A 22,460-nucleotide genomic window follows, 5' to 3' on the forward strand; every position below is an offset into this window, starting at 1 on the left:
GCCCATGTGGTCTGTGTCCAGAATTGCAGCCAGTGCTGCAATTTTTTTATTGGCGGCGTGCACCACGCCGACCCCACCGGTGGTAGTGGTCCCGAAACCGGTGCTGAAACCGAAAGTCGCGCTGGCGCTGGGCGGTGGCGCGGCCAAGGGCTTCGCCCATGTCGGCGTGATCCGCGTGCTGGAGCAGAACGGCATCGTGCCCGACATCATCACCGGCACCAGTGCCGGCAGCATCGTCGGCGCCATCTATGCCTCCGGCGTCGACGGCGAGGCGCTGCGCTACCGCGCGCTGCGCATCAACGAGAGCGACCTGCGCGACTTCACCTTCTCCACCTCCGGCTTCCTGAAGGGCGAGAAGCTGGCGGCGATGGTCAACCAGCAGGTGGACGGCAAGAAGATCGAGCAGCTGTCGCGCCGCTTCGGCGCGGTGGTCACCGATCTGGACAGCGGCGCGCGGGTGGTGCTGAAGAGCGGCGACACCGGCACCGCGGTGCGCGCCTCGGCGGCGATTCCCAACGTGTTCCAGCCGGTGACCATCAATGGCCGCCGATACGTCGACGGCGGGCTGACCAGCCCGGTGCCGGTGATCGCCGCCCGCGAGATGGGCGCCGACATCGTGATCGCGGTCGACATCTCGGCCAAGCCCACCGGCAAGAGCGCGCTCGGCTTCCTCAGCCTGCTCGACCAGAGCCTCAACATCATGAGCCAGGCGGCGCTGACGCAGGAGCTGAAGCAGGCCAACGTCACGCTGCGGCCGCGGGTATTGCACATCGGCTCCGCCGATTTTGACGAGCGCGGCGCGGCGATGCTGGAAGGCGAGAAGGTGGCGCGCGAAGGGCTGCCGGTGATCCGCCAGGCCATCGAGCGCTGGGCGACGGCGCGCAGCGCGGCCAAGTGATGCCATAATGCCCCCACCAGCAATTATTGGAGTTTCCGCATGATCATCCTGTACGGTTCCGCGCTGTCGCCCTGGTACAACAAGGCCAAGGTGGCCCTGCTCGAAAAGGGCGTCAACTTCGAGGAACGGCTGCAGCGCCCGTCGCAGGACGAGGCGGTGCTGGCGGCCAGCCCGATAGGCAAGATTCCCTACGTCGACATCAACGGCTTCAAGCTGGCCGAATCCGGCGCCATCGTGGAGTGGCTGGAGGATGCCTACCCGACGCTGTCGCTGCTGCCACCTTCGACCAACGGCCGCGCCCGCGCCCGTGAACTGGCGCTGCTGATCGAGCACTACCTGATCGCCGCCAGCGCACCGCTGGTGCGCCACGCGCTGTTCGGCGCGCCGCTGTCGGAGCAGGACAAGGCCGAGGTGGCGGCCAACCTCGAACGAGGTGCCGCCGCGCTGGCGCGGCGCATGGTGCCGGAGGGCAACTGGTTGTGCGGTGACGATTTCACCGTCGCCGACATCGCGCTGGCGGTGGCGCTGCCGCATCTGGGCTATCTCGGCAGCACGTTGCTGGGTCACGACCCGCTGGCCAGCCTGCCGTTGCCACCGCAGTACCACGAGCGGCTGGCACAGCGCGCCAGCGTGGCACGCATGTGGCACGACCGCGAGCAGGCGCTGCGCAAGTTCCTGCCGCACTGAGCGACCGCGGTGTCCCACGACAGCCATCCAGCCTCGCGGCGGATGGCTGTTTTGCCGTCTACGGCAGTCCTTCCTCGAACAGCGGCAACTGCTGCGCCGCCGGGCTGTCCTCGCGCAGGCGCACGCCGACGCCGAGCAGGCGCACCGGCTTGTTGCCGCGGGCGAAGCCGGTGTGCAGCAGCTGCTGGAATACGTCTGCGGCCAACGTTTGCCCGGCCAGCTCGACCGTGGTCTGGCTGAAGTCGGCAAACTTGATCTTGACGCTGAGGCCGCGAAACGCCGGCGTGCCGATGCGCTGCAGCCGCTGTGCCAGCCGCGTCAGCAGCGGCGCCAGCTCGGCCTCGCAGCTGGCGAGATCGGGCAGGTCGCGACTGTAGGTTTCCTCCACGCTCACCGATTTACGCTCGCGCGCCGGCTCCACCGCGCGGTGGTCGATGCCGCGCGACAGGTCATACAGGGTTTTGCCGAACTTGCCGAAGCGCTGCAGCATTTCCAGCAGCGGCAGCCGCTGCAGGTCGCCGCAGCTGTGCAGCCCCTGAGCCTTCAGTTTGGCGGCGGTGACGGCGCCGACGCCCCAGATCTTTTCCACCGGCAGGGTCTCGACGAAGGCGGCGACATCCTGCGGCCGGATGAGCCATTGCCCGTCCGGCTTGTTCCAGTCGCTGGCGATCTTGGCGAGAAACTTGTTGGGGGCGATGCCGGCGGAGGCGGTGATGCCGACCTCGTCGCGGATGGCGGCGCGGATCTCTGCCGCCATCAGGCTGGCGCTGCCGTGGCAGTGCGGCTGGCCGCTGACATCGAGGTAGGCTTCGTCCAGCGACAGCGGCTCGATCAGCTCGCTGTAGCGGTGGTAGATCGCCTGCACCGCGAGGCTGGCCTGCTTGTAGCGGGCAAAGTCCGGCGGCACGATCAAGAGCGCCGGGCAGCGGCGCAGCGCCAGCGACGACGGCATCGCCGAGTGCACGCCGTAGCGGCGCGCCTCGTAGTTGCAGGTGGCGATCACGCCGCGCTGCCCCGGCTGGCCGCCGACGGCGAGCGGGATGTCGCGCCACGCCGGGTTGTCGCGCATCTCCACCGCGGCGAAAAAGCAGTCGCAATCGATGTGGATGATCTTGCGCTGGATGCTCACCTTGCCGCCAACCCGGTGTCAGCCGCCGCGCTCGCTGTGGCCGAGATCCTTGTCCGGCGCGATGCGGTCGCGCAGCAGCTGTTTCAGCTGCTTGATGTCGGGAAAGCCGCCGTCGCGTGCGCGGTCCCACAGCAGTTCGCCGTCGACGCGTACCTGGAACACGCCGCCACTGCCGGGTTGCAGCGCGACTTCGCCGAGTTCCTTTTCAAAGGTGGTCAGCAGTTCCTGTGCCATCCAGGCGGCACGCAATAGCCAGCGACAGCCGGTGCAATAGCGGATGGCGACAACGGGCAACAGCGGGGAAGTGTCAGAGCTCATGAAGGTTGGCCGCAAGCAAAAAGGCCATGGTAATGCCGAATACGAGAGGGGGAAACCCGAAGGGACGCTGCACCGCTACCTTGCTTCGCAATATCTCTGTGTTGTTGTGTCGTGGCTCTTTGAAGAGCTGTATTTTCTCCTCCATCACCCGGCTATCTGTGTAAACCTGGCGCTGTGCGTGGAGGCAGCGGTGCAAACGCAGGGCCAGTGTGCATCAAGCCGGTGCATTGGGGAAGCACGCTGCGCGATTGTCCGACAATGTTGCTTTGCACCATGTTACATCTTTGCAACGTTTGCTTACATTTATCGATAGTGCCGCCTGCGGCTACAGTGCCAGCGTCGGATTGTCGATCAGGAAGCGCTCCATGTCGCCGGCTGGCAGCGGCCGGCTGATCAGGTAGCCCTGCGCGTAATCGCCGCCATGCTCGGCCAGAAAGCGCGCCTGGCGGATGTTCTCGATGCCCTCGCCGGTGACCGAGGCACCGAGGGTGTGCCCCATCGCCACGATCATGCGCACCAGGTTGCTGCCGCCGACGCTGTCCGGCACCTGGTCGAGGAACTGCTTGTCGATCTTCAGCTTCTCGGTGGGGAAGCGGCGCAGGTAGCTGAACGAGGCGTAGCCGGTGCCGAAGTCGTCGATGGCGATGCCGATTCCCTGAGCGCGCAGCTTGTGCAGGTTGCTGTCGATGGTCGGCGTGTTGCGCAGCGCCAGCCCCTCGGTTACTTCCAGCTCCAGCGCGTCGCCGGGCAGGTGGTGGGTGGCCAGCTGGCTGGCGACCACCTCGGCAAAGCGCGCGTCCTCCAGCTGCACCAGCGACACGTTGACCGAAATCACGAACTGGCTGAGATAGCGCGCGCGCCACTGCACCGCCTGGCGGATGGCTTCGCCCAGCACCCACTCGCCGATGTCCTTGATCAGCCCGGTTTCCTCCGCCAGCGGGATGAAGTCGGTCGGCGGGATGCGGCCAAGGTTGGGGTGTTCCCAGCGCACCAGCGCCTCGGCGCCGGCGACACGGCCGTTCTTCAGCGACACGTAGGGCTGGTAGTGCAGGCTCAGCTCGCCGCGCGCCACCGCCTGGCGCAGGTCGTTCTGGATGTGGTGGCGGCGGCGCCAGTTGTCGTTCATCTCCGGGCGGAAGCGCACCCAGTTGCCGGCCGGGTCGTTGCGCGAGATCTGCAGCGCCAGCTCGGCGTGTTCCAGCAGGCCGTCGGCGTGGATGGTGTCGTGCGGGTAGATGCTGAGGCCGGTGCTCAGGCGCAGGAACAGCTGCTGCTCCTGCAGGAACAGCGGCTGCCGCAGCTGGTCGCACAGGGCGTCGGTACGCTGGCTGATGCTCAGCTCGTCCTCGTCCAGCAGCAGCATGGCAAAGCGGTTGTCGGCGTGGCGCGCCACCATCTCGCCGTTGCGCGCCAGCTTTTCCAGCCGTTCGCCGAGCAGGCGTATCAGCTGGTCGCCGCTGTCGCGGCCGTACAGCTCGTTGATGTTGGCGAGGCCTTCCAGCGACAGCATCATGCAGCCGATCGGGCGCTTGTCGCGCGCCTGGCTGTTTTCGCGCTGCTGGATCAGTTCGCCCAGCTGCATCTGCAGTCGCGAGCGGTTGGGCAGGCCGGTGAAGCGGTCGTAGTAGAACTGGCGGTACAGTTCGCCCTCGGCCTGCAGCCGGGCGGAGGACTCCATCACCAGCGCGATGATGTCGGCGGCGGAGCAGATGAAGTTGACGTCTTCCTGGCGCCAGGCGCGGCGCAGGGTGCGACTTTCGGCGCAGATGATGCCGTGCTGCAGGCCGCCGACCATGATGCTGGCGTCGAGCATCGCCTTGATGTCGCGCTCCGCCAGATGGGCGCGCAGCGACAGCAGCCGTTCGTCCTGCAGCGGCTGCACGCTGCTGAGGTAGCGCTGTTCGCGCAGCGCGTCGAAGTAGTCGGGGTGCTGCTCCAGCAGCAGCACGTCGCCGCTGAAGCGCAGGCTGTCGCCGGTATCGACACCGGCGAGGCAGTGCAGGCTCTGCTGGTCGGCGCTGAACTGCCACACGCTGACGCGGCTGACGCCGAGGGTCTGCGCCAGCAGCGGCAGGATCTCGTCGATGTACTCCTGCAGCACCTGCGTTTCGCTATGGCGCGCCGCCACCAGCTGCTGCAGCGCGCGGCCCTGCTGTTCCAGCCGCTGCGAGCGGCGCACATTGGCCTGTTGCTGCAGGTAGCCAGCGCGCACGATCAGCCCGGACAGCAGCAGCATGAAGGCCAGCAGCAGCAGGCTCTGCGGCAGCAGCCGCTGCAGTACCGCGTCGCCGGGGCGCTCGTTGTCCCATTCCAGCAGTCCCAGGATCTGGCCCTGGCTGTTTTCCAGCGCCAGCGCCGCGCTGTGCTGCGGCGTGGCGGAGAAGTTCAGCGACAGCCGGCGCAGCGAGTTGCTGGCCGCCATCTCCTGCAGCAGGCGCTGGTCCAGCGCGCGCGCGAACAGCAGATAGCGCGCGCGGCCATCGGGCGAGGCGCCGGATTCCAGCGCGATACGCTGGATCGCCACCAGATAGATGGCGGTCTGCGGCTGGCCGGTCAGGCTGTTGCCGTGCTGCTGGCGCAGCAGCAGGCTGGGGCCGGCACTGGCTTGCTGCGGGTCGTAGCGGTCGGCCTGGCGCAGCAGGTTCTGCCACTGCCGCGGCTCCAGCTGCAGCAGTCGTTGCGGCTGCGGGCTGACCACGCCGCGGTCCAGCGCGTACAGCACGCCGGCGGCGGGATCGAGCAGCAGTGCGATGTCGACATCCAGATTCTGGTACACCGAGCCGGTCAGGTTGGCCGCAAGCCAGGCCTTGTCCATTTGTGGTGCCTGACTCTGGCGGTACATCTCGTCCCACACCGCGTAGTCGTTGAGCGACTGGCCCAGCGTCTTGCGCTGGCGCAGCAGCTCCTGTTGCAGGGTCTTGCGGGTGAGGGCGGCAACTTCCTCGTCGACCTTGTCGGCGGCGTTGTTGGCCAGCTGCCACAGCCCGGCCAGGCCGACCAGCAGGATCACCGCCAGCAGCAGGCCCGGGCGCAGGCGGAATGTCATCGAAAATGGACGCATGTCTCGGCAGTATTCGGGGTGCGGCGCGGACAGGGCGGGGCGCTGTCATCGCCGTTACATGTTGCGGTCAATAAAATGTCATGTTGTTCTGTCACGCTGCGGCAGCGATTTCACATTGACGCTGTTCAGGGAGTGTACCCAATGAAAACCATGCCTTTGCGCCTGCCGTTGCTGGCCATCCTGCTGTCGGGGCCAGTGCTGGCCGCCGGCCCATCCCCGTTTCCGACGCTGGACGGCAAGCCGCCGCTGGTGGTGGCGCACCGCGGCGCGTCCGGCTACCTGCCGGACCATACCCTGGAAGGATACGCGAAGGCGATCGAGCTGGGCGCGGATTATATCGAGCCGGATCTGGTCAGCACCAAGGACGGCGTGCTGATCGCGCGCCACGAGCCGAACCTGAAGGACACCACCGACGTCGCCCGGCACCCGGAATTTGCCGCCCGCAAGCGCACGCTGAAGGTGGACGGCGTCGAGGAAGAGGGCTGGTTTGCCAGCGACTTCACCCTCGCCGAGATCAAGACCCTGCGCGCGCTGCAGCCGCGTGGCGATCGCAGCAAGGCCTACGACGGCCAGTTCCTGATCCCGACTTTCGACGAGGTGCTGGCGCTGCGCGCGCAGCAATCGCAGGCGCTGGGGCGCGACATCGGTATCTATCCGGAAACCAAGCACCCGACCTGGCACCAGCAGCAGGGCCTGGCGCTGGAAAAACCGCTGGTGGCGCTGCTTACCAAGTACCGGCTGAACCGCAAGGCGGCGCCGGTGTTCATCCAGTCGTTCGAGGCGGCCAACCTCAAGACGCTGCGCAAGCTGACCCCGAACAAGCTGGTGTACCTGCTCGATGCCAACGACGTGCGCCCCGACGGTAGCATCGATACCCTGCGCCCTTATGACCACGTGGTGGCCGGCGACGCGCGCACCTACGCCGACATGCTGACCCCGGCCGGGCTGAAGGAGATCCGCCGCTTCGCCGACGGCATCGGCCCGTGGAAACCGTACCTGATCAGCTGGCAGGCGATGACCGACAAGGCCGGCAAGGCGATGGACGTCAACGGCGACAAGGTGGTCGACCAGCGCGACATGACGCTGCTGGAGCCGAACAGCGTGATCCGCGACGCACACAAGCTGGGGCTGGTGGTGCACCCCTACACCTTCCGCAACGAGGCCAAGCACCTGGCGGCCAACTTCATGGAGCGGCCGGCGGAAGAGTACCGCCTGTTCTTCGCCGCCGGTGTCGACGGTGTGTTCACCGACTACACCGACACCGCACTGGCCACCCGCCGCCTGATGCAGCAAGGCCAGTAAGCCCGCTGCCGGCAATGACAAGGGCCGCCCACCGGGCGGCCCTTTTGCGTGGGTGCGAGCGCCTCAGACGCGGTATACCGACACTTCCTGTTCCATGCCCTGCGACAGGCCCTGCAGGCGGTTGGCCAGCTCGGTGACGTGGCCGGCGGCGGCGGAATTCTCCTCCGCCATCTGCGCCACGGTTTCCACCTGCTGCGCGATGCTGTTGGCGGCGCTGCCCTGCTCGCGGATGGCGCTGCTGATCTCGCCGACCAGATGCCGGCTCTGGCCGGCGACATCGGAAATCGACTGCATGGTGCTGCGCGCCTTGGCCGCCTCGCCGACACCGTTTTCCACGTTGTGGACCGCGCCCTGCATCCGTTCGGCGGCGGAGCCGGACACGCTCTGGATCGCGTTGATGATCTGCGCGATCTCCTGTGTCGACAGCGCGGTGCGCTCGGCCAGCTTGCGTACCTCGTCGGCGACCACGGCAAAGCCGCGCCCGGTCTCACCGGCACGGGCGGCCTCGATCGCCGCGTTCAGCGCCAGCAGGTTGGTCTGCTCGGCGACATCCTTGATCACGCTGACCACGGTGGCGATGTCGCGGGTGCGGTCCACCAGCTGTGCCATCTCGCTGGAGGCGCTGCCGACGGCGCCGGCGATGCTCTCGATCGACTGCGTGGTGTCGCCGATCACCTGCTCGCCCTGCTGCGCGCGCGCGCCGGTGTCCTGCGCCAGGTGGTTGGCCTCGAGGGCACGGTCGGCGACATGGTTGATGCTGACGGTGATCTGTTCCAGCGCCGCCGCCATGGTGGCGGCGGATTCGCTCTGCGCGGAGGAGCCGGCGGCGACCTGCCTGGCGGAGCCGGCCAGCTCGGTGGCCGACTGCGACACGTCGCGCGCGGCGGTGATCATGGTGCGCAGGCTGTCCTGCATCTTGGCGATCAGCTGGTTGAAGGCGCCCAGCATCAGGGCGATCTCATCCTTGCCCTGCACCTCGCAGCGGGTGGTGAAGTCCAGCGTCTCGGCCAGCTGGCGGATGCTCTGCTGCGCACGGCTGACGCTGCCCACCACCTGGCGGTAGGTGCGCCAGCCGCTGAAACAGAGCAGCAGGATGGCGCCCGCGGCCACCGTGGCGGCAATCAGTTTCGCCTGCAGGTTGACGTCGATGGCGTGCAGCTTGGCGCTGTCGGCCAGCTGCTGGTTGAACTGGGTGTGCTGCTTGGAGATGCCGTTGATGCGCTGGAAGATCACCCGCGCACTGTTGGCCATCACCTGGGCCTCTTCCTTGCGGTTGCTGCGCGAGGCGTCCAGGATCGGCGCGTAGACGCGGTTCAGCTCGGCGAGACCCTCCTTCAGCTTGCTGTGGTAGTCGCGGTCCTGCTCGTTGACGATCATCGGTGCGTACTGGTCCAGCGCGGCGGCCGCATGCTGGCTGTGCTCGGCGAAGGACTGCGCGATCTCGCCCATCTTGCTGTCGTCGCTGCTGAGAATGTGCGCCAGCAGCGAGTTGCGCTGCTCCAGCATCGCGCTGTCGAAGGCGGCCAGGGTCTGCATGCTCGGCATCACGTTGTCGCTGATGTGTTCCAGCTCGTTGTAGACGCGGTTGAGCTGCAGGAAGCTGGTGACGGCGAGGATCAGCAGGCCGCTGATGGCCAGTGCAATCAACAGGCCCAATCGTTGCGATATTTTCATGGTGTTGTTCCGCAGGCTAGAGTCGTTGCTCGAGTGTAGCGGAGAAATAATATGAAAAACGATTATGTTGTTGGCGAAGCGGCGATTGGTGAATAGTTACGGGTGGGGCGTGGTTTGCGGCCAACGTTGGCCGCAACAGCGCGATGGCAGGCGCCGCCCGGCGTGGTGCCGGGCGGGGATGGGCGGGTTTAGTGGCCGGCGGGGTGGACGGGCGCCATGCCGCTTTCCACGGTGACCTCAACGGTGACCTTGCCGGCTTTTTCAAATTGCAGCTGCAGCGGGAAGCGCTCGCCGCTGACCGCCTGTTTCGGAACCTGCAGCAGCATCAGGTGCAGGCCGCCGGGAGCCAGCTTTACCTGGCCGGCGGCCGGCAGCACGATGCCGCCGCTGACTTCGCGCATGCGCATCACGCCGTTGTCGTTGAGGTGCTGGTGCAGCTCGGCGCGCGCCGCCTGTGGCGTGCTGGCGGCCAGCAGCCGGTCGGTGCCGCCGCTGTTGCTGATGGTCATGAACACCGCCGCGGTCGGGCTGCTGGCCGGCATTGCGCGGCTCCACGGGTGGTCGATCTTCAGCGCGCCGGCGCTGTAGTCATGGGCAAGGGCGGGCAGCGACAGCAGGCCGGCGAGCGCGGCAAGGGCGAGTTTTTTCATGGTGTGCGGGGGCAGGTTGCAGTGGCGAAGAGCATAGCACGCAGCCTCCGCCGCCAGCTGCGGCATAATGTCGCAGCTGGCCCCATGGTCACGATTACCGTGCCGCCGGTTTCGCCCACGACGACGGCTGGCTACAATGCCTGCCCGCGCTGCTGCCGCTGCTGGTGGCAGCTGGCCTTATTTCCGGATCCTTACTTCCAGATCAAGAAGAACGATGTTCAAGACCCTGTATCTGCAGTTCCTGTTTGGCGGGCTGGTGAGCCTGCTGGTGATCACCAATCCGCTGTCCAAGATCCCGCTGTTCGTGTCGCTGACGCAGGGCATGAGCGAGCTGCGCCGCGCGCAGCAGGCGCGCATGGCCTGCGTCTACGCCGCCGCGATCATGCTGGTGTGCCTGCTGGCCGGCAACCTGATCCTGGCCGCGTTCGGCATTTCCTTCGGCGCGCTGCGTATCGCCGGCGGCTTCGTGGTGGCGGTGCTGGGCTACCGCATGCTGTTCCTGTCGCAGGATCCGGGCATGGCGCCGAAGACCAACCGTCGCGAGGACTATTCCTTCTTCCCGCTGGCGATGCCGGGTATCAGCGGCCCCGGCACCATCGCGGTGGTGATCGGCATCGCCACCGAGATTGCCGAACTGCACAGCCGCACCGAGAAACTGCTCGCCTTCGGCATGACCATGCTCGCCATCGTCAGCACCGCGCTGGTGACCTGGCTGGTGCTGCGCTCGTCGACGCTGATCGCGGCGCGCATGGGGCGCGCCGGTACCGAGGTGCTGGGCCGGCTGATGGGCTTTTTGCTGATCTGCGTCGGGGTGCAGTTCATCGGCTCCGGCATCCGCACCTTCATGGCCGGTTCGTAAACGGCCGGCGGCAGGGTTGGCCGCAAGATCGTTCAAGCCCCCGCCGCGGCGGCTGTGCCAGAATGCTGCCATCCCCTGCCGAGCCGCCACCATGTCCGCCGTTCCAGCCGAATACGCCCGCTACTTCCGCGCCGACGATATCGCGCCGCTGGAGTGTCTGGACGCGTTCTACACCCGGCAGGTGTTCACCCCGCACTTCCACGAGGAGTACGTGGTCAACGCTCTGACGCTGGGCGCGCAGTCCTACCGCTACCACGGCAGTTCGCACGTCGCCGGCGTCGGGGCGCTGGTGCTGATCAATCCGGGCGAGGTGCACACCGGCGAATCGGCCGATGCCGCCGGCTGGGGCTATCGCGGTTTCTACCCGTCGGCGACGCTGATCCGCGGCCTCGCCAGCCAGCTGGCCGGGCGCCCGGTGGAGCCGTTCTTCCGCCAGACGGTGATCTACGATGTCGATCTGGCGCGGCGGCTGGCGCTGCTGCAGCCGCTGCTGGCGCAGAGCCACGACCGGCTGCAGCGCGAGAGCGCGCTGTACGCGGTGTTTGCCGACGTGTTGCAGCGGCACATGGGCGTGCGCGAGCAGGTGCTGGCGCGTGACCAGCCGCGGCTGCAGCAGGTACGCGCCCTGCTGGCCGACCGCCTCGCCGACAACCTGTCGCTGCAGCAGCTGGCCGACAGCGCCGGGCTGTCGCCGTGGCACCTCAACCGCAGCTTCCGCGCCGAATTCGGCCTGCCGCCGGTGGCGTGGCGCAACCAGCTGCGCGTGGCGCGTGCGCGCCAGCTGCTGGCGCAGGGCGTGGCGCCCGGCCAGGTGGCGGCGCAGCTGGGCTTTGCCGACCAGCCGCACCTGACGCGCGCCTTCCGTGCCGCGCTGGGGGTGACGCCGGCGGCGTACCAGCGCGCGGTGCGCAGCTAGCCGGCGCAAGATCGTTCAAGACCCGGCGCCGGTGGCAATCTATGCTGCGGCCAACCTTTTACTGTGGAGCAAGCATGTCACCACGACTTACCCCGCTTTGGGCCGGTGCCCGCGATTCGCTGCCGATGCTGGTCGGCGCCGCGCCGTTCGGCGTCATCTTCGGCACGCTGGCGATCGCCACCGGCATTCCGGCGTGGGCGACGCTGGCGCTGTCGGCGCTGGTGTTCGCCGGTTCGTCGCAGTTTGTCGCCGTCAGCCTGATCGGCAGCGGCGCGGCGCTGCCGGTGATCTGGCTGACCACCTTTGTCGTCAACCTGCGCCACGCGCTGTACAGCGCCACCTTGCTGCCCTACGCCCGCCACCTGCCGGCGCGCTGGCGCTGGTCGCTGGCGTTCTGGCTCACCGACGAGACCTTCGCCGTGGTCGAGCACCAGCTGCGGCAGCAGGACAACGAGTTCGACGGCGCCTGGTACTGGCTGGGCTCGTCGCTGGCGATGTACGGCAACTGGCAGTTGTGGACCATCATCGGCGTGTTGCTGGGACAGAGCGTGCCTGGTCTCGCCGATCTGGGGCTGGATTTCGCGATGGTGGCCACCTTTGCCGCCATCGTCGCGCCGCAGCTGAAAAAGCGGCCGGTGCTGGTGGCGGCGCTGCTGGCCGGGGTGGTGGCGCTGCTGGCGCGCGAGCTGCCGTTCAAGCTGGGATTGATGCTGGCGGCGCTGGCCGGGGTGGCCGGCGGCGTGCTGGCCGAGCGGCTGGCGGCGACCGGCAAACCAGAGATGAAGGAGACGACATGAGCCTGCAACTGCTACTGACCATTGCCGGCATGATCGTGGTCACCTACGGCATCCGGCTGAGTTTTCTGGTGTTCGGCCACAAGCTGAGCTTTCCGGCCTGGCTGTCGCGTGCCTTGCACTACGTGCCGGCGGCGGTGCTGACCGCGCTGATCGTGCCGATGGCGCTGGCGCCGCAGGGGGCCATCGACCTGTCGCCGGGCAATGCCTACCTGCCCGGCACCCTCGCCGCGGCGGCGGTGGCGTTCTTCAGCCGTCATACGCTGGCGGCCATCGTCAGCGGTTTCGTGGTGTACGGCCTGTGGCGCTGGCTGCTGTGAGGTAAGCCGCCTGCGCGGCGGCGCTGATGGCGGCCGCTGCGAACGAGCGCCTTTTTATCTTCTATCCGATGTGATTCTGTTTCGGGCTGCGCCGCGACTTGACCGGTAGCGGCGCGGGATGGCCGCGAGTGGCAGCCGCCCTAGCGTGGCGGCTGCAGCGCCTGCGCCGCCGCCACCAGCTGCGGCCACAGCCGCTCGGCGTCGGCGCTGTCGAAATCGGCGTGCTTGCGCTTGATCACGCCGTGGTCGGACAGCTCGATACTCAGATCGGCGTGCAGTCCGGCCTGCTGCAGGCAACCCTGCACGCAGCGCAGCGGACAGCCGTCCAGCGCCAGGATGCGGCGGCCGCTGCGTGCGATACGCAACAGGGCGGGCACCTGGCCGCCGACGCCGGCGATGCAGGACATCTCGGCGTGGCCGGCGCGGGTGAGGCGCAGTGCAAAGTGGTTGGCCAGTTGCGCGGCGCTGGAGCAGCCGGAGCAGGCGTAGACCAGGGGCAGCGAGGGATCGGGTTTCATGGCGTGCAGCCTAGCGCGCCGGCCGTGGGCGCGCCATCAGCCGCATGGTCTAGGCCGGATGGCCGGCTTGCGGCCAACCTTGCGTCGCGCGCTAGCGGCGTTGCAGTTTGCCGATGCCCATCAGCATGCCGAGGCCGATGGCCAGCGACACGGTGGCGGTACCGCCGTAGGACATGAACGGCAGCGGCACACCGACCACCGGCAGGATGCCGGCGACCATGCCCATGTTGACGAACACGTAGACGAAGAACGATAGCGTGATGGCGCCGGCCAGCAGCCGGCCGTACAGCGTCGGCGCGCGCGCGGTGATCAGCAGGCAGCGGCTGATGATGCCGAGGTATAGCGCCAGCAGCAGCAGGTTGCCGGCGAGACCGAACTCCTCGGAGTACACCGCGAAGATGAAGTCGGTGGTGCGCTCCGGAATGTAGTCGAGGTGGGTCTGGCTGCCGGCCAGCCAGCCCTTGCCCCACACTCCGCCGGAGCCGATGGCGATCATCGACTGGATGATGTGGTAGCCGGCGCCGAGCGGATCTTCCATCGGGTCGATCAGGGTCAGCACCCGCTTGCGCTGGTAGTCGTGCATCAGGTTCCACACCACCGGCAGGCTGGCGAGGAAGGCGACGCCGCCGCCGATGATGATCTTCCACGACAGCCCGGCAAAGAACAGCGCAAAAAAGCCGGCGCCCATCACCAGCGTGGCGGTGCCGAGGTCGGGCTGCTTCAGGATCAGCAGGCCGGGAATCACGATCAGCACCGCCGCCACCACGTAGTGGCGCCAGTTGAGGGTGGTTTCGTATTTCTGGAAGTACCACGCCAGCATCATCGGCAGCGCGATCTTCATGATTTCGGACGGCTGGATGCGGGCGATGCCGACGTTCAACCAGCGGGTGGAGCCGTTGACGGTGATGCCGAACAGCTCGACGCCGACCAGCAACAGCACGCCGGCAACATACAGCGGCAGTGCCAGGTGCATCACCGTCTGCGGACTCAGCCGCGCCAGCAGCCACATGATGAGCAGCGACAGTGCGGTGTAGACCAGTTTGTTGTCGATCTTGGCCCAGCTCTGGTTGGAGGCGGAAAACAGCGCGATCATGCTCAGCACGAACACGCCGGCGAGCAGCGCCAGCAGCCAGCCGTCCAGCGGGTCCATGATGGCGCGGGTGAGGCGCTTAGCGAGCGACACTTGCATCTTGCTTTCCTGTTGCCGAGGGCGGGAAGGTTTCCAGCTGGCCGCGGATGTCGTCGGGCAGCTTGCCGGTCAGGTAGTAGTCGAACAGCGCGCGCGCGATCGGCGCCGCGGCGGTGGCGCCGAAGCCGGCGTTTTCCACGATCACCGCCACCGCGATCTTCGGCTGCTCCACCGGGGCGAAGGCGATGAACCAGGAGTGGTCGCGGTGCTGCTCGGCCAGCGCGCCGGCGTTGTACTTGGCGCCCTGTTTGATCTGCACCACCTGCGCGGTGCCGGTCTTGCCGGCCATCGAGTACTGCAGGCCCTGGCCGAGACGCCAGCCGGTGCCGCCTGGCAGCATCACCGCGCGCATGCCCTGCTTGATGTAATCGTAGTGCTGCTGCTTGAACGGCAGCTGCTTGTACGGCGCCGCCTCGATCAGGCGCGTCTTGCCGTTGCGGGCGTCGGTGACCTTCTGCACCAGGTGCGGGTGGAAGGCCTTGCCGTCGTTGGCCAGCATGGCAGTGGCATTGGCCATCTGCAGCGGGGTGTAGGTGTTGAAGCCCTGGCCGATGCCGATGCTGACCACGTCGGCCGGCAGCCAGCGGCGGTGCTCGTCGCGGTAGCGCGTGCCGGCAAAGCGGCGCGCCTTCCACTCCTTGGACGGCAGCACGCCGACCGCCTCGCCGTCGAGGTCGATGCCGGTGCGGCTGCCGAGGCCGAACTGCGCCAGCAGTGGGTGGATGCGGTCGATGCCCATGTCCCACGCCAGCTTGTAGAAGAAGGTGTCGCTGGATACCGCGATGGCCTTGGCCAGGTTGGCGGAGCCGTTGCCGCGCGGATTGGAGTCGCGGAACTGGTGGCTGGAGCCGGGCAGGGTGAAGTAGCCCGGCGCCGGGCGGATCTCGTTCGGGGTGATGGCGCCGGCTTCCAGCGCCGCCATGCCCATGAATGGCTTGAAGGTGGAGCCTGGCGGATACATGCCGCGGATGGCGCGGTTGATCAGCGGCCGCTGCCAGTCGCTGTTCAGGCTCTGCCAGCTCTGGCTGTCGATGCCGTCGATGAACAGGTTGGGGTCGAAGCTGGGCTTGGACAGCAGCGCCAGCACGCCGCCGCTTTGCGGATCGATGGCGACCAGCGCGCCACGGCGGGCGCCGAACAGCTTGTCGGCGACATCCTGCAGGTGGATGTCCAGCGCCAGTTGCAGCGTGTTGCCGTGTACCGGCGCGGTACGGCGCAGCGAGCGCACCGCGCGGCCGGCGGAGTCGGTCTCGATTTCCTCGAAGCCGTTCTGGCCGTGCAGGTCGTCCTCGTACACCGCTTCCAGCCCCAGCTTGCCGATGTGGGTGGCGCCGCGGTAGTTGGCCGCATTCTCGTCTTCGGCCATGCGTTCCTTGTCGCGCGGCCCGATGCGGCCGATGTAGCCGAGCACGTGGCTGGTCAGCTCCTTGTACGGGTAGTCGCGGTACAGCCGCGCCTTGACCTCGACACCGGGGAAGCGCCACAGGTTGGCCGCCAGCCGCGCCGCCTCAATGTCGTCCATCTTCAGCCGCAGCGGCACCGGCTCGAAGTCCTTCGACTCCGACAGGAATTTTTGGAAGCGCTTCAGGTCGCGCGGCGTGATCGGCACCACCTGGCCCAGCGCCTTGATGGTGGCGTCGAGGTTGTCGATCTTGTCCGGCGTCAGCTCCAGGGTGTAGGAGGCGTAGTTGCGCGCCAGCTCGATGCCGTTGCGGTCGACGATCAGGCCGCGGTTGGGCTGCACCGGCACGAGCGAAATGCTGTTGTTCTGGGCGAGGGTGGCGAAGTGTTCGTACTGGAACACCTGCAGCCAGACGAAACGCGCCACCAGCAGCAACAGCATCAGCACCATGAACAGGTAGGCGACCAGCAGCCGCCAGTACAGCTGGCGTTCTTCGGTGTGCGGGTCTTTCAGGCGTGCGGCTTGCTTCATGGCGCTTAGTGCCGTTCGCTACGGTAGGGCAGCAGCATCAGCTTGGTCAGCAGCGGCCACAGCAGTGCGCCGATCAGGGCCGGCAGGAAGTAGCCGAGGCCGGGCAGCGAGGCGCCGACGCTCCAGCGTGCGACCGCCATCAGCAGCTGGATCAGCATCATCAGCACCAGGATCACCAGCGTCTGCTGGCCGAGGTTGAACATCACCAGCTGCTGCTGGCGCAGCAGGATCAGGTAGGCGCCGACGGAGTAGGCCAGCGCGTGCTGGCCGAACATGCTGGTCGACACCACGTCGGCCAAGAGGCCGATGCCGAAGGCCATGCCGATGCCGATGCGCCGCGGCTGGTTTACGCTCCAGTACAGGATCAGCAGCGCGACGAAGTCGGGTAGCCAGCGGTTGGAGCCTTGCGGCAAGGGCAGCAGCTCCAGCGCCAGCGCGACGACAAAGGTCAGCGTGATGAAGCGGCGCTTGACCGGCTTGAGCAGTTCTTGCGGGCGATCGTAGTTCATGACGGTCGGGACTGACGGCAATGGCGCAGCTGGGCACGGCCGCTGCCGGGGTGGAAGGCATCACGCATCATGGCGATTTCTTGTCGGTGTTGGCCGCGTCGGTCGGAGGCGGCACCGGCGGCGCGGCCGGCAGGCGGCGGTTGGGCATGATCACCACAAAGCGGCTGGACTGCACGCCGGCGATCACCTCGCTGCGCACACGGGCAAAGGCGGCACCGCCAAGGCGGTCGATCTGTTTCACCCGCGCCACCGGAATGCCCTGCAGGTAGACGCCGTCGACACCGGAGGTGACCAGTAGGTCATTGTCGCGGATGTCGGTGCTGATCGGCAGGTAGCGCACTTCCACGCCGCCGCCAAAGCCGTACAGCAGCGCGCGATGGCCGGTACGCTCGATCATTACCGGCACGATGTAGTGGCGGTTGATCACCTGGGTGACCTCGGCGCTCAGCGGCTGCACGCGGGTGACCTGGCCGATGAGGCCGTTCTCGTCGATCACCGCCTGGCCGCTGGCGATGCCGCTGCTGCTGCCCTTGTCGATGATCAGGCGATAGGAGAACGGATCGCGTCCGGTGTACAGCACCTCGGCCACCACGCCCGCATGCGATGGCTGCGCCGCCAGCGCATTGAGCCGGCGCAGCTGTTGCAGCTCCTTCTCCAGCGACGACATGCGCATCAGGTGCGAGGACTGGATCAGGTCGCGTTCGCGCAGTGCGTCGTTCTCGCGCTTCAGTGCCGCCTGCGCGGTAAAGAAGTCGCCGACCTGCATGGTGAGGTTGAGCGGCGCGTTGGCCGCACGCTGCAACGGGTACAGCACCACGGAAATGGCGTCGCGCGCCTTTTCCATCAGGCCGTACTGGCTGTCGCCGATCAGCAGCGCCAGCGAGGTGAGCACGCACAGGAACAGGCGGCCGCCGGGCTGCAGGCCCTGATTGGCAAAGCTGGGAGTGTTGGCAAAGTTCATGCAGCACAACGTCACCTCTTGCGAGGTGACGTCTGGTCAGGAAATCAGGGAACGCTGGTGAAAATGGTGCCGACCTTGTCCATTTTTTCCAGCGACTTGCCGGAGCCGCGTACCACGCAGGTCAGTGGCTCTTCTGCGATGAATACCGGCAGGCCGGTTTCCTCGGCCAGCAGGCGGTCGATGTCCTTCAGCAGCGCGCCGCCGCCGGTCAGCACCATGCCCTTGTCGGCGATGTCGGCGCCCAGTTCCGGCGGGGCCTGTTCCAGCGCGATCTTCACCGCCGACACGATCTGATTCAGCGGCTCGGTCAGCGCTTCCAGGATCTCGTTGCTGGACACGGTAAAGGCGCGCGGGATGCCTTCGGCCAGGTTGCGGCCCTTGACTTCCATTTCCTTCACTTCGGCGCCGGGGAAGGCGGAACCGATGGTTTTCTTGATTTCTTCGGCGGTGGCTTCGCCGATCAGCATGCCGTAGTTGCGGCGGATGTAGTTGATGATGGCTTCATCAAACTTGTCGCCGCCGACGCGTACGGAATTGGAGTACACCACACCGCCCAGCGAGATCACGCCGACTTCGGTGGTGCCGCCGCCGATGTCGACCACCATCGAGCCGGTCGGCTCTTCCACCGGCAGGCCGGCGCCGATGGCGGCGGCCATGGTTTCCTCGATCAGCTCGACGCGGCGGGCGCCGGCGGCCAGCGCCGAGTCCTTGATCGCACGACGCTCGACCTGGGTCGAGCCGCACGGCACGCAGATCACGATGCGCGGGCTGGCGGCGAAGAAGCGGTTGGGGGTGACCTTCTTGATGAACTGCTTCAGCATCTGCTCGGTGACGGTGAAGTCGGCGATCACGCCGTCCTTCATCGGACGGATGGCCTGGATGCTGCCCGGGGTGCGTCCCAGCATTTTCTTGGCTTCGAGGCCGACGGCCAGGATCGATTTCTTGTTGCTGGGGATATCGTTGTGAATGGCGACCACCGACGGTTCGTCCAGCACGATGCCCTTGTTGCGCATGTAGATCAGGGTGTTGGCAGTACCGAGGTCGATAGCCAAGTCATTGGAGAAGTATCCGGTGAGCGAGCGGAGCATGGGGGTCGGTCCTGAAATGTTTTTTGAACGTTGCCTTATCGAAAACGACGGCACGCGTAATTAAATCGTGTTTGGGACAGGGCGGACAGGTAAAGATTCACTGTCCGCAGCGGTCCCGTTTGCCAAGCAGGTCTGGCCCCTTGGTTCTTGGGCTAATGTAACCAATTATGATACCCTACAACGCTTGAAATATTAAAGATTTTGACGAGGACGCCATGTCGTTGAGCCATCAGGATGTTGCACGTATTGCGCGCCTGTCCCGCATCGCGGTAACAGACGCCGAAATCGACGCGGTAAACCGCCAGTTGAACAGTATTCTCGGCCTGATCGAGCAGATGCAGGCGGTCAATACCGACGGTATCGAGCCGATGGCGCACCCGCAGGATGTATCGCTGCGCCTGCGCGAAGACGTTGTCACCGAGCCTAACCGGCGCGAGGCCTGCCAGGCGGTGGCGCCACAGGTGGAAAAAGGCCTGTTCCTGGTGCCGAAAGTCATCGAATAAGCCGCTGCGGCCAACCTTTGCCGTATCTGCCCTGCCGCCGAGGCGGGCCTTCTCTACGGAAGCTCTCTACACGATGATTCACGCTACGCTAAAACAATTGTCGCAACAGCTGGCCGACAAGCAGGTTTCTGCCGTCGAGCTGGCCACCGAATACCTGCAGCGCATCGACGCGCTCAACCCGCAGCTCAATGCCTTCATCACCGTTGACCGCGACAAGACCCTGCTCGAGGCCGCCGCCGCCGATGCGCGCCGCGCCGCCGGCAGCGCCGGGTTGCTGACCGGGGCGCCGATCGCGCACAAGGACATTTTCTGCCAGCAGGGCTGGAAGACCAGCTGCGGCTCGAAGATGCTGGACAACTTTATTTCGCCGTACGACGCGCACGTGATCGAGCAGTGCCAGGCCGCCGGTCTGGTGACGCTGGGCCGCGCCAACATGGACGAATTCGCGATGGGCTCGTCCAACGAGAACAGCTACTACGGCGCGGTGAAAAACCCGTGGGACCTGAACGCCATTCCCGGCGGCTCCTCCGGCGGTTCCGCCGCCGCGGTGGCCGCGCGCCTGGCGCCGGTGGCCACCGCCACCGATACCGGCGGCTCCATCCGCCAGCCGGCCAGCCACTGCGGCGTGACCGGCATCAAGCCGACCTACGGCGTGGTGTCGCGCTTCGGCATGGTCGCCTACGCCAGCTCGCTGGATCAGGGCGGGGTGATGGCACAGACCGCCGAAGACTGCGCGCTGATGCTGAACGTGATCGCCGGCTTCGACGAGCGTGATTCCACCAGCCTGGAGCGTGCCAAGGAAGACTACAGCCGCGATCTGGCGCAGCCGCTGGCCGGCCTGCGCGTCGGTCTGCCGCGCGAGTACTTCGCCGACGGCCTCGCCGCCGACGTTGGCCGCATCATCGACAACGCGGTGAGCGAACTGAAAAAGCTGGGCGCCGAGGTGGTGGACATCAGCCTGCCGAACACCCAGCTGTCGATTCCGGCCTACTACGTGATCGCGCCGGCCGAGGCCTCGGCCAACCTGTCGCGCTTTGACGGTGTGCGCTACGGCCACCGCGCCAGCGAGTACAAGGACCTGGTCGACATGTACGAGAAGTCGCGCGCCGAAGGCTTCGGCAGCGAGGTGAAGCGCCGCATCATGGTCGGCACCTATGTGCTGAGTCACGGCTACTACGACGCCTACTACATCAAGGCGCAGAAGATCCGCCGCCTGATCGCCGACGACTTCAAGGCCGCCTTTGCCGGCTGCGACGTGATCCTCGGCCCGGTGGCGCCGACCGCCGCCTTCAATCTGGGCGAGAAGTCCGGCGATCCGGTGCAGATGTACCTGTCCGACATCTACACGCTGTCGGTCAACCTCGCCGGCCTGCCGGCGATGAGCGTGCCAGCCGGCTTCAGCGACAACGGCCGTCCGGTCGGGCTGCAGATCATCGGCAACTACTTCAGCGAAGCGAAGATGCTGAACGTGGCGCACCAGTTCCAGCAGGTCACCGACTGGCACAGCAAGGCCCCGGCCCTGTAATTACGCGATCAACAAAGCTTGGCCGCAGCCTGCGGCCAAGCTTTAAAACAAGAAGGATTTTCCAAACATGAAATGGGAAGTCGTTATCGGTCTTGAGGTGCACGTGCAGCTCAACACCGTTTCCAAGATTTTCTCCGGCGCCAGCACCGCTTTCGGCGCCGAACCGAACACCCAGGCCTCGCTGGTGGAGCTGGCGCTGCCGGGCGTGCTGCCGGTGCTGAACAAGGCGGTGGTGGAGAAGGCGATTCGCCTTGGTCTGGCGCTGGACGCCACCATCAACCAGAAGAACGTGTTTGCCCGCAAAAACTACTTCTATCCCGACCTGCCCAAGGGCTACCAGATCAGCCAGATGGAGCTGCCGATCGTCGAACACGGCAAGCTGAACATCCTGGTCGGCGACGAGGAGAAATCCATCCGCGTCACCCGCGCGCACATGGAAGAAGATGCCGGCAAGTCGCTGCATGAAGACTTTCACGGCATGACCGGTATCGACCTCAACCGCGCCGGCACGCCGCTGCTGGAAGTGGTGTCCGAGCCGGACATGCGCTCGGCGGAAGAGGCGGTCGCCTACGCCAAGGCGCTGCACACGCTGGTGACCTGGCTGGGCATCTGCGACGGCAACATGCAGGAAGGCAGCTTCCGCGTCGATGCCAACGTGTCGGTGCGCCCGTTCGGCCAGGCCGAATTCGGTACCCGCCGCGAGGTGAAGAACCTGAACTCGTTCCGTTTCCTCGAGCAGGCGATCAAGTACGAGACGCAGTGGCAGATCGAAACCATCGAGGACGGCGGCAAGGTGCAGCAGGCAACGGTGCTGTTCGATCCGGATTCCGGCGAAACGCGGATGATGCGCAGCAAAGAAGACGCGCACGACTATCGCTACTTCCCGGACCCGGACCTGCTGCCGGTGCGCATCAGCGACGAGCAGATCGCGCGCGTCCGCAGCGAGATGCCGGAATTGCCGGCGCAGATGAAGGCGCGCTTTGTCGACGCCTTCGGCGTTACCGCGTACGACGCGGCGGTACTGACCGGCAGTCGCGCGCTGGCCACCTATTTCGAGGCGGTGGCGACGGCCTCCGGCCAGGGCAAGCTGGCCGCCAACTGGCTGGGTGGCGACGTCGCCGCGCGTCTCAACCGCGAAGGCAAGGACATCGCCGAGCTGCCGATCGATGCCGAACGCTTGTCCGGTCTGCTGGTGCGCATTGCCGACGGTACCTTGTCCAACAAGCTGGCCAAGCAGGTGTTTGATGCGATGTGGGACAGCAGGCTGTCTGCCGATGTCATCATCGAGCGCGACGGCCTGAAGCAGGTGTCCGATGTCGGCGCCATCGAGAAGATGGTGGAAGAGGTGCTGGCCGCCAACCCGAAAGCGGTGGAAGAATTCCGCGCTGGCAAGGAAAAGGCGCTCAACGCGCTGGCCGGACAGGTGATGAAGGCGTCCAAAGGCAAGGCCAACCCGGCGCAGGTGCAGGAAATCCTGAAGCAGAAGCTGGCGTAAGCCTGCAAAAACAGCGGCCGCCCTGTATTTGGCAGGGCGGCCGCTGTTTTTTGTTTTGTGGTGCTGCTTGTCAATGGCATGACTTGACACTCTGCCTGCAGAGGATGCTGTAAGCCGCTGATTTCTCTTGT

At 66.4% G+C, this 22,460-nt stretch carries 21 protein-coding genes; 10 read left to right on the top strand and 11 right to left on the bottom strand.

Translation table 11 applies throughout. The features are described from left to right. Positions 1-4 precede the first annotated feature (4 nt). Together ACG97_RS03275 and ACG97_RS03280 are read left to right on the top strand one after the other, a co-directional pair. Positions 5-898: a patatin-like phospholipase family protein gene (locus ACG97_RS03275; RefSeq protein ID WP_047965901.1), complete on the top strand. Its 894-nt coding sequence runs from the start codon at positions 5-7 to the stop codon at positions 896-898. A 39-nt stretch (positions 899-937) separates the two neighbouring features. Beyond that, a complete protein-coding gene (locus ACG97_RS03280; RefSeq protein ID WP_047965902.1) occupies positions 938-1,585 on the top strand; it encodes a glutathione S-transferase family protein in 648 nt (215 codons plus the stop codon). 58 nt (positions 1,586-1,643) lie between these two features. Here the strand turns inward: ACG97_RS03280 and dinB are convergent, their stop codons facing one another. From dinB to ACG97_RS03300, 3 genes are all read right to left on the bottom strand, one after another. Then, positions 1,644-2,714, bottom strand: coding sequence for a DNA polymerase IV (dinB, locus tag ACG97_RS03285; protein WP_047965903.1), 1,071 nt, complete (start codon positions 2,712-2,714; stop codon positions 1,644-1,646). An 18-nt stretch (positions 2,715-2,732) separates the two neighbouring features. Beyond that, the gene (locus ACG97_RS03290; RefSeq protein WP_047965904.1) at positions 2,733-3,032 is read right to left on the bottom strand and encodes a SelT/SelW/SelH family protein; all 300 of its coding nucleotides are present in this window, start codon (positions 3,030-3,032) and stop codon (positions 2,733-2,735) included. A 325-nt stretch (positions 3,033-3,357) separates the two neighbouring features. Further along, positions 3,358-6,093, bottom strand: a complete 2,736-nt coding sequence (locus tag ACG97_RS03300) for an EAL domain-containing protein (protein ID WP_047965906.1) — start codon at positions 6,091-6,093, stop codon at positions 3,358-3,360. Between the two features lie 141 nt (positions 6,094-6,234). On the opposite strand from ACG97_RS03300, the gene ACG97_RS03305 reads away from it, so the two are divergent. After that, positions 6,235-7,395: a glycerophosphodiester phosphodiesterase gene (locus tag ACG97_RS03305; protein ID WP_047965907.1), complete on the top strand. Its 1,161-nt coding sequence runs from the start codon at positions 6,235-6,237 to the stop codon at positions 7,393-7,395. Between the two features lie 63 nt (positions 7,396-7,458). Here ACG97_RS03305 and ACG97_RS03310 read toward each other — a convergent pair whose 3' ends face one another. Both ACG97_RS03310 and ACG97_RS03315 read right to left on the bottom strand, forming a co-directional pair. Further along, positions 7,459-9,069, bottom strand: a complete 1,611-nt coding sequence (locus ACG97_RS03310) for a methyl-accepting chemotaxis protein (protein ID WP_047965908.1) — start codon at positions 9,067-9,069, stop codon at positions 7,459-7,461. 188 nt (positions 9,070-9,257) lie between these two features. After that, positions 9,258-9,719, bottom strand: coding sequence for a copper chaperone PCu(A)C (locus ACG97_RS03315; protein ID WP_047965909.1), 462 nt, complete (start codon positions 9,717-9,719; stop codon positions 9,258-9,260). Positions 9,720-9,933: 214 nt separating this feature from the next. Between ACG97_RS03315 and ACG97_RS03320 the strand changes: the two genes are divergently transcribed. The 4 genes from ACG97_RS03320 to ACG97_RS03335 all read left to right on the top strand — a co-directional run bounded on the left by ACG97_RS03320 (position 9,934) and on the right by ACG97_RS03335 (position 12,608). Then, on the top strand, positions 9,934-10,578 hold the full coding sequence (locus ACG97_RS03320; protein WP_047965910.1) for a MarC family NAAT transporter: 645 nt from the start codon (positions 9,934-9,936) through the stop codon (positions 10,576-10,578). A gap of 91 nt (positions 10,579-10,669) precedes the next feature. Beyond that, positions 10,670-11,494, top strand: a complete 825-nt coding sequence (locus tag ACG97_RS03325) for an AraC family transcriptional regulator (protein WP_047965911.1) — start codon at positions 10,670-10,672, stop codon at positions 11,492-11,494. Between the two features lie 74 nt (positions 11,495-11,568). Then, positions 11,569-12,291: an AzlC family ABC transporter permease gene (locus ACG97_RS03330; protein WP_047965912.1), complete on the top strand. Its 723-nt coding sequence runs from the start codon at positions 11,569-11,571 to the stop codon at positions 12,289-12,291. Next, the gene (locus ACG97_RS03335; RefSeq protein ID WP_047965913.1) at positions 12,288-12,608 is read left to right on the top strand and encodes an AzlD domain-containing protein; all 321 of its coding nucleotides are present in this window, start codon (positions 12,288-12,290) and stop codon (positions 12,606-12,608) included. The genes ACG97_RS03330 and ACG97_RS03335 overlap by 4 nt, the downstream gene beginning before the upstream one ends. A 140-nt stretch (positions 12,609-12,748) precedes the next feature. Here the strand turns inward: ACG97_RS03335 and ACG97_RS03340 are convergent, their stop codons facing one another. From ACG97_RS03340 to ACG97_RS03365, 6 genes are all read right to left on the bottom strand, one after another. Beyond that, a complete protein-coding gene (locus tag ACG97_RS03340; protein WP_047965914.1) occupies positions 12,749-13,126 on the bottom strand; it encodes a putative zinc-binding protein in 378 nt (125 codons plus the stop codon). Between the two features lie 91 nt (positions 13,127-13,217). Further along, a complete protein-coding gene (rodA, locus tag ACG97_RS03345; protein WP_047965915.1) occupies positions 13,218-14,315 on the bottom strand; it encodes a rod shape-determining protein RodA in 1,098 nt (365 codons plus the stop codon). Further along, the gene (gene mrdA, locus ACG97_RS03350; RefSeq protein WP_047965916.1) at positions 14,296-16,248 is read right to left on the bottom strand and encodes a penicillin-binding protein 2; all 1,953 of its coding nucleotides are present in this window, start codon (positions 16,246-16,248) and stop codon (positions 14,296-14,298) included. Before mrdA ends, rodA begins: the two co-directional genes overlap by 20 nt. A 5-nt stretch (positions 16,249-16,253) precedes the next feature. Further along, complete coding sequence (gene mreD / locus ACG97_RS03355) at positions 16,254-16,757, bottom strand: rod shape-determining protein MreD (protein ID WP_047965917.1); 504 nt, start codon at positions 16,755-16,757, stop codon at positions 16,254-16,256. A gap of 67 nt (positions 16,758-16,824) precedes the next feature. Continuing rightward, complete coding sequence (gene mreC / locus ACG97_RS03360) at positions 16,825-17,718, bottom strand: rod shape-determining protein MreC (RefSeq protein WP_047965918.1); 894 nt, start codon at positions 17,716-17,718, stop codon at positions 16,825-16,827. Positions 17,719-17,762: 44 nt separating this feature from the next. Continuing rightward, the gene (locus tag ACG97_RS03365) at positions 17,763-18,806 is read right to left on the bottom strand and encodes a rod shape-determining protein (protein WP_047965919.1); all 1,044 of its coding nucleotides are present in this window, start codon (positions 18,804-18,806) and stop codon (positions 17,763-17,765) included. Between the two features lie 215 nt (positions 18,807-19,021). Between ACG97_RS03365 and gatC the strand changes: the two genes are divergently transcribed. From gatC to gatB, 3 genes are all read left to right on the top strand, one after another. After that, on the top strand, positions 19,022-19,309 hold the full coding sequence (gatC, locus tag ACG97_RS03370) for an Asp-tRNA(Asn)/Glu-tRNA(Gln) amidotransferase subunit GatC (RefSeq protein WP_047965920.1): 288 nt from the start codon (positions 19,022-19,024) through the stop codon (positions 19,307-19,309). A 73-nt stretch (positions 19,310-19,382) separates the two neighbouring features. Then, positions 19,383-20,834 (top strand): Asp-tRNA(Asn)/Glu-tRNA(Gln) amidotransferase subunit GatA, encoded by a 1,452-nt coding sequence (gene gatA, locus ACG97_RS03375; RefSeq protein WP_047965921.1) that lies wholly within the window; start codon positions 19,383-19,385, stop codon positions 20,832-20,834. A gap of 67 nt (positions 20,835-20,901) precedes the next feature. Continuing rightward, positions 20,902-22,329, top strand: a complete 1,428-nt coding sequence (gene gatB, locus ACG97_RS03380) for an Asp-tRNA(Asn)/Glu-tRNA(Gln) amidotransferase subunit GatB (RefSeq protein WP_047965922.1) — start codon at positions 20,902-20,904, stop codon at positions 22,327-22,329. Positions 22,330-22,460: the final 131 nt, after the last annotated feature.

This window comes from Vogesella sp. EB (assembly GCF_001037925.1).
Lineage (GTDB): Bacteria > Pseudomonadota > Gammaproteobacteria > Burkholderiales > Chromobacteriaceae > Vogesella > Vogesella indigofera.